The following is a 4922-nucleotide window of genomic DNA, read 5'->3' on the forward strand; positions in this document are numbered from 1 at the left end:
ACGCCGTAGCGGGCGAGTTCGGCGGCGGCGACGAGGGTGAGGGCGATGATGCCGGCCTTGGCGGCGCTGTAGTTGCCCTGGCCCAGGGAGCCCAACAGGCCTGCTCCGCTACTGGTGTTGATGATCCGGGCGGTCGGGGTGCGGCCCGCCTTCGACTCCGTGCGCCAGTGCGCGGCCGCGTGCTTCAGGGGCAGGAAATGGCCCTTCAGGTGGACCCGCATCACCGCGTCCCAGTCGTCCTCGTCGAGGTTGACCAGCATCCGGTCGCGCAGATAACCCGCGTTGTTGACCAGGGTGTCGAGCCGCCCGTAGGTCTCCAGCGCGGTGGTCACCAGGGACGCCGCACCAGCGCCGGTGGCGATGTCGCCCCCGTGGGCCACCGCCTCGCCGCCCGCCGCGCGGATCTCGGCGACGACCTGGGCCGCCGGGCTGTCGGGGTCGGGTGTGCCGTCGAGGCCGACGCCGAGGTCGTTGACGACGACCCGGGCACCCTCGGCCGCGAAGGCGAGGGCGTGGGCGCGGCCGAGACCCCGGCCCGCGCCGGTGACGACGACGACCCGGCCGTCGCAGAGAGCACTCATCTCACGTCTCCTTGTTGGCAGTTGCCGCGTCCAGGAACGCCGGCCGCTCGCCGCCCCCGTGGACGAGAAGGCTCGCCCCGCTGATGTACGCGGCGGCGGGAGAGGCCAGGAAGACCGCCGCCGCGCCGACGTCGGAGGGGTCGGCGAGGCGGCCGAGCGGGACGGTCCGGGCGACGGCCTGGACGGCGTCCTCGCCGCCGTAGTGGAGGTGGGCCAGTTCCGTGCGGACCATGCCGACGACGAGGGTGTTGACGCGGATGTCGGGCGCCCACTCCACCGCCATCGAACGGGCCAGGTTCTCCAGGCCGGCCTTGGCCGCCCCGTAGGCCGCCGAACCGGGCGAGGGGCGGCTGCCGCTGACGCTGCCGATCATCACGACCGAGCCCTTGGCCCGCTTGAGGTGTTCGTACGCGGCGAGGGAGGCGGTGAGCGGTGCGAGGAGGTTCAACTCGATGATCCGCGCGTGCCGTTCGGCCGTCGCGTCGACGAGGGGGCGGTACGGCGCGCCGCCCGCGTTGTTGACGAGCACGTCGAGGCGGGGCAGAGCCGCGAAGAACTCCCGTACGGCGTCCGGGTCGCGGAGGTCGAGGGGGCTGAACTCGGTTCCCTTGACGGGGTCTTCGGGCGGTCTGCGCGCACAGGTCAGCACCTGTGCGCCGGCTTCGACGAAGGCCCGTGCGATACCGGCGCCGACGCCTCGGGTGCCGCCGGTGACGAGGACCGTCCGGCCGGTCAGCGGGGGGTCGGGCGAGTTGTCCACGGAGAGGCCGTCCGCAGGCCGGTCATCCACAGACCGGTTATCCACAGGGTGGTTGTCCACAGGCCCTCCCGCTCGGATTCTCCGGCTGCTAGCTTCGAAGCCTCGCACCTAACAAATGTTTGGTGGAAAGGTAGCTGATGCGTCCATGGGTGTCTCCACCTCCTCAGCAGAAAAGGCGATTTCCGTCGTCACGGTCGACTACCCGCCGGTGAACGCTCTGCCGGTGGACGGCTGGTTCGCGCTGGCCGACGCCGTGCGCGCGGCCGGGCGCGACCCCGGTGTGCGCTGTGTGGTGCTGGCGGCCGAGGGGCGGGGGTTCAACGCGGGTGTGGACATCAAGGAGATACAGGCGCGGGGGCAGTCGGCCCTGGTCGGGGTGAACCGAGGCTGCTTCGAGGCGTTCGCGGCGGTGTACGAGTGCGAGGTGCCCGTCGTGGCGGCCGTGCAGGGCTTCTGTCTGGGCGGGGGCATCGGTCTGGTGGGGAACGCGGACGTGATCGTGGCGAGCGAGGACGCCACCTTCGGCCTGCCCGAGCTGGACCGGGGCGCGCTGGGCGCGGCCACGCATCTGGCCCGGCTGGTCCCCCAGCATCTGATGCGCGCCCTGTACTACACCTCGCGCACGGCGACGGCGGCCGAGCTGCACGCGCACGGCTCGGTGTGGCGGGTCGTCCCGCGCGCCGAACTACTGCCCGCAGCAATGGAGTTGGCGGCCGAGATAGCCGCGAAGGACGGCGAGCTGATCCGCCTCGCCAAGTCCGCGATCAACGGCATCGACCCCGTCGACGTCCGCCGCAGCTACCGCTTCGAGCAGGGCTTCACCTTCGAGGCGAGCGTCAGCGGGGTGGCCGACCGGGTGCGGGACAGGTTCGGGAACACCGGAGGAGATTCGTGAACACCAGAGGAGAGGGGGCGTAGGTGACCGACAAGACGATGACCGCCGACGAGGTCGTGTCCCGGCTGTCGAGCGGCATGACCCTCGGCATCGGCGGCTGGGGCTCCCGGCGCAAGCCGATGTCGCTGGTCAGAGCGCTGTTACGGAGCGACATCGACGATCTCACCCTGGTCTCCTACGGCGGCCCGGACGTCGGAATGCTGGTGGCGGCAGGCCGGGTCCGCAAGCTGGTGGCGCCCTTCGTCACCCTCGACTCCATCCCGCTGGAGCCGCACTACCGGGCGGCGCGCGAGCGCGGGGAGTTCGAGCTGACGGAGGTCGACGAGGGCATGTTCATGTGGGGCCTGCACGCCGCCGCGAACCGGCTGCCGTTCCTGCCGGTGCGCGCGGGGATCGGCTCGGACGTCATGCGGGTCAACCCCGGTCTGCGGACGGTCACTTCGCCGTACGAGGACGGGGAGACGTTCGTCGCGATGCCCGCGCTGCGGCTGGACGCGGCCCTGGTGCACGTCAACCGCGCCGACCGGCTGGGCAACGGACAGTATCTGGGCCCGGACCCGTACTTCGACGACCTGTTCTGCGAAGCGGCGGACGCGGCCTATGTCTCCTGCGAACGGATCGTGGACACGGCCGAGTTTACGAAGGAGGGACCGCCCCAGTCCCTGCTCGTCAAGCGCCTGCACGTGACCGGGGTCGTCGAGGCGCCCGGCGGCGCCCACTTCACGTCCTGCGCTCCCGACCACGGCAGGGACGAGGACTTCCAGCGGCTGTACGCGACGACGCCGTGGGCGGAGTTCGCCGAGCGCTTCCTGTCCGGTGACGAGGCGGACTACCGGTCGGCGGTGCGCGACTGGCAGGAGGAGGAGCAGGGATGACGGACGTACGGCGGACAGAGGTGGCGCGCTCCGAGTACTGCGTGATCGCCTGTGCCGAGGCGTGGCGCGGGGCCGGTGAGATCCTGGCCAGCCCGATGGGTCCGATCCCGTCCGTGGGGGCTCGGCTGGCCCGGCTCACCTTCTCGCCCGACCTGTTGCTGACCGACGGCGAGGCGATGATCGTCCGCCCGGACGGGACGCCGGAGGGCTGGTTGCCGTACCGGCAGCATCTGGCCCTGGTGTCCGGGGGGCGGCGGCACGTGATGATGGGCGCGAGCCAGATCGACCGGTACGGCAACCAGAACATCTCGTGCGTCGGTGACTGGGCGCGGCCGAAGCGGCAGTTGCTCGGGGTGCGCGGGGCGCCGATCAACACGCTGAACAATCCGACGAGTTACTGGATACCCCGGCATTCGCGGCGGGTGTTCGTGGAGAAGGTCGACATGGTGTGCGGGGTGGGGTACGACCGGGTGGCCGAGCATCCGGGGACGGCCCGTTTCCACCGCATCCCGCGGGTCGTGTCCGACCTCGGTGTGTTCGACTTCGCGACCCCGGACCGCTCGATGCGGCTGGCCTCGTTGCATCCGGGGGTCACGGTGGAGCAGGTCAGGGAGGCGACCGGCTTCGAGCTGACGATCCCGGACGAGGTCCCGCCGACCCGTGAACCCACCGCGGAGGAGCTGCGGTTGATCCGTGAGGTCATCGACCCGGCGGACGTCCGCCGTCGGGAGGTGGCCACCTGATGGAGACCGCGCTGACCCGGCTGGTCGGGGTGCGGCATCCGATCGTGCAGACGGGCATGGGGTGGGTGGCGGGACCGCGTCTGGTGTCGGCCACGGCGAACGCGGGCGCGCTGGGCATCCTGGCCTCCGCGACCATGTCGTCCGACCGGCTGCGGGAGGCGATCCGCGAGGTCAAGTCCCGTACGCGGGAGCCGTTCGGGGTGAATCTGCGGGCGGACGCGGCCGATGCCGGCGACCGGGTGCGGATCATGATCGAGGAGGGGGTGCGGGTGGCGTCCTTCGCGCTCGCGCCGTCTGCCGAGCTGATCGCCGAGCTGAAGGAGGCGGGGGTGGTCGTGATCCCGTCGATCGGGGCGCGGCGGCATGCGGAGAAGGTCGCGGCCTGGGGTGCGGACGCGGTGATCGTGCAGGGCGGTGAGGGGGGCGGCCACACCGGGGAGGTGGCGACGACGGTGTTGTTGCCGCAGGTCGTGGACGCGGTGGACATACCGGTCGTGGCGGCCGGCGGCTTCTTCGACGGGCGCGGGCTGGTCGCGGCGCTGGCCTACGGAGCGGCGGGCGTCGCCATGGGCACCCGTTTCCTCCTCACCTCGGACTCGACGGTCCCGGACGCGGTGAAAGCGGCCTATCTGGCGGCGACGGTCAAGGACGTCACGGTCACGCGGGCGGTCGACGGCCTCCCCCACCGCATGCTCCGTACGGAACTGGTCGACGCCCTGGAGCACTCCGGCCGTACGAGAACCCTGTTCCAGGCGGTACGCCGGGCGGCTGGCTTCCGCCGGCTGTCCGGCCTGACCTGGCGGCGCATGATCCGCGACGGCCTCGCCATGAAGCACGGCAAGGACCTGACCTGGAGCCAGGTCCTGCTGGCCGCGAACACGCCGATGCTGCTGAAGGCGTCGATGGTGGACGGGCGCACGGATCTCGGGGTGATGGCGTCCGGGCAGGTCGCCGGGGTGATCGAGGACCTGCCGTCGTGCGCGGAGCTGGTGGCCCGGGTGATGAAGGAGGCCGAGGAGGTGGTGTGGACGCTGGTGCGGGCCGACTCCTGAACTCGGGGGGTGGGGG

At 71.6% G+C, this 4922-nt stretch carries 6 protein-coding genes; 4 read left to right on the top strand and 2 right to left on the bottom strand.

Annotated elements, in window-relative coordinates:
* Nucleotides 1–581 (bottom strand): SDR family NAD(P)-dependent oxidoreductase (locus tag JHN63_RS47625; RefSeq protein WP_200691376.1); only part of this gene is annotated, 581 nt, incomplete at its 3' end.
* Between the two features lies 1 nt (nt 582).
* Complete coding sequence (locus JHN63_RS47630; RefSeq protein ID WP_200691381.1) at nt 583–1317, bottom strand: SDR family oxidoreductase; 735 nt, start codon at nt 1315–1317, stop codon at nt 583–585.
* Nucleotides 1318–1486: 169 nt separating this feature from the next.
* On the opposite strand from JHN63_RS47630, the gene JHN63_RS47635 reads away from it, so the two are divergent.
* Genes JHN63_RS47635 through JHN63_RS47650 form a run of 4 tightly spaced genes read left to right on the top strand, consistent with a single transcriptional unit; the run spans nt 1487 to nt 4906 of the window.
* Entirely contained in the window at nt 1487–2236 is a 750-nt protein-coding gene (locus JHN63_RS47635) for an enoyl-CoA hydratase family protein (protein WP_200691377.1), read from the top strand.
* Nucleotides 2237–2259: 23 nt separating this feature from the next.
* Nucleotides 2260–3111, top strand: coding sequence for a CoA transferase subunit A (locus tag JHN63_RS47640; RefSeq protein ID WP_200691378.1), 852 nt, complete (start codon nt 2260–2262; stop codon nt 3109–3111).
* Nucleotides 3108–3854, top strand: coding sequence for a CoA-transferase subunit beta (locus JHN63_RS47645; RefSeq protein ID WP_200691379.1), 747 nt, complete (start codon nt 3108–3110; stop codon nt 3852–3854). The genes JHN63_RS47640 and JHN63_RS47645 overlap by 4 nt, the downstream gene beginning before the upstream one ends.
* A complete protein-coding gene (locus JHN63_RS47650; RefSeq protein ID WP_200691380.1) occupies nt 3854–4906 on the top strand; it encodes a nitronate monooxygenase family protein in 1053 nt (350 codons plus the stop codon). The genes JHN63_RS47645 and JHN63_RS47650 overlap by 1 nt, the downstream gene beginning before the upstream one ends.
* Nucleotides 4907–4922 lie beyond the last annotated feature (16 nt).

It is taken from the genome of Streptomyces sp. MBT65 (assembly GCF_016612545.1).
GTDB lineage: Bacteria > Actinomycetota > Actinomycetes > Streptomycetales > Streptomycetaceae > Streptomyces.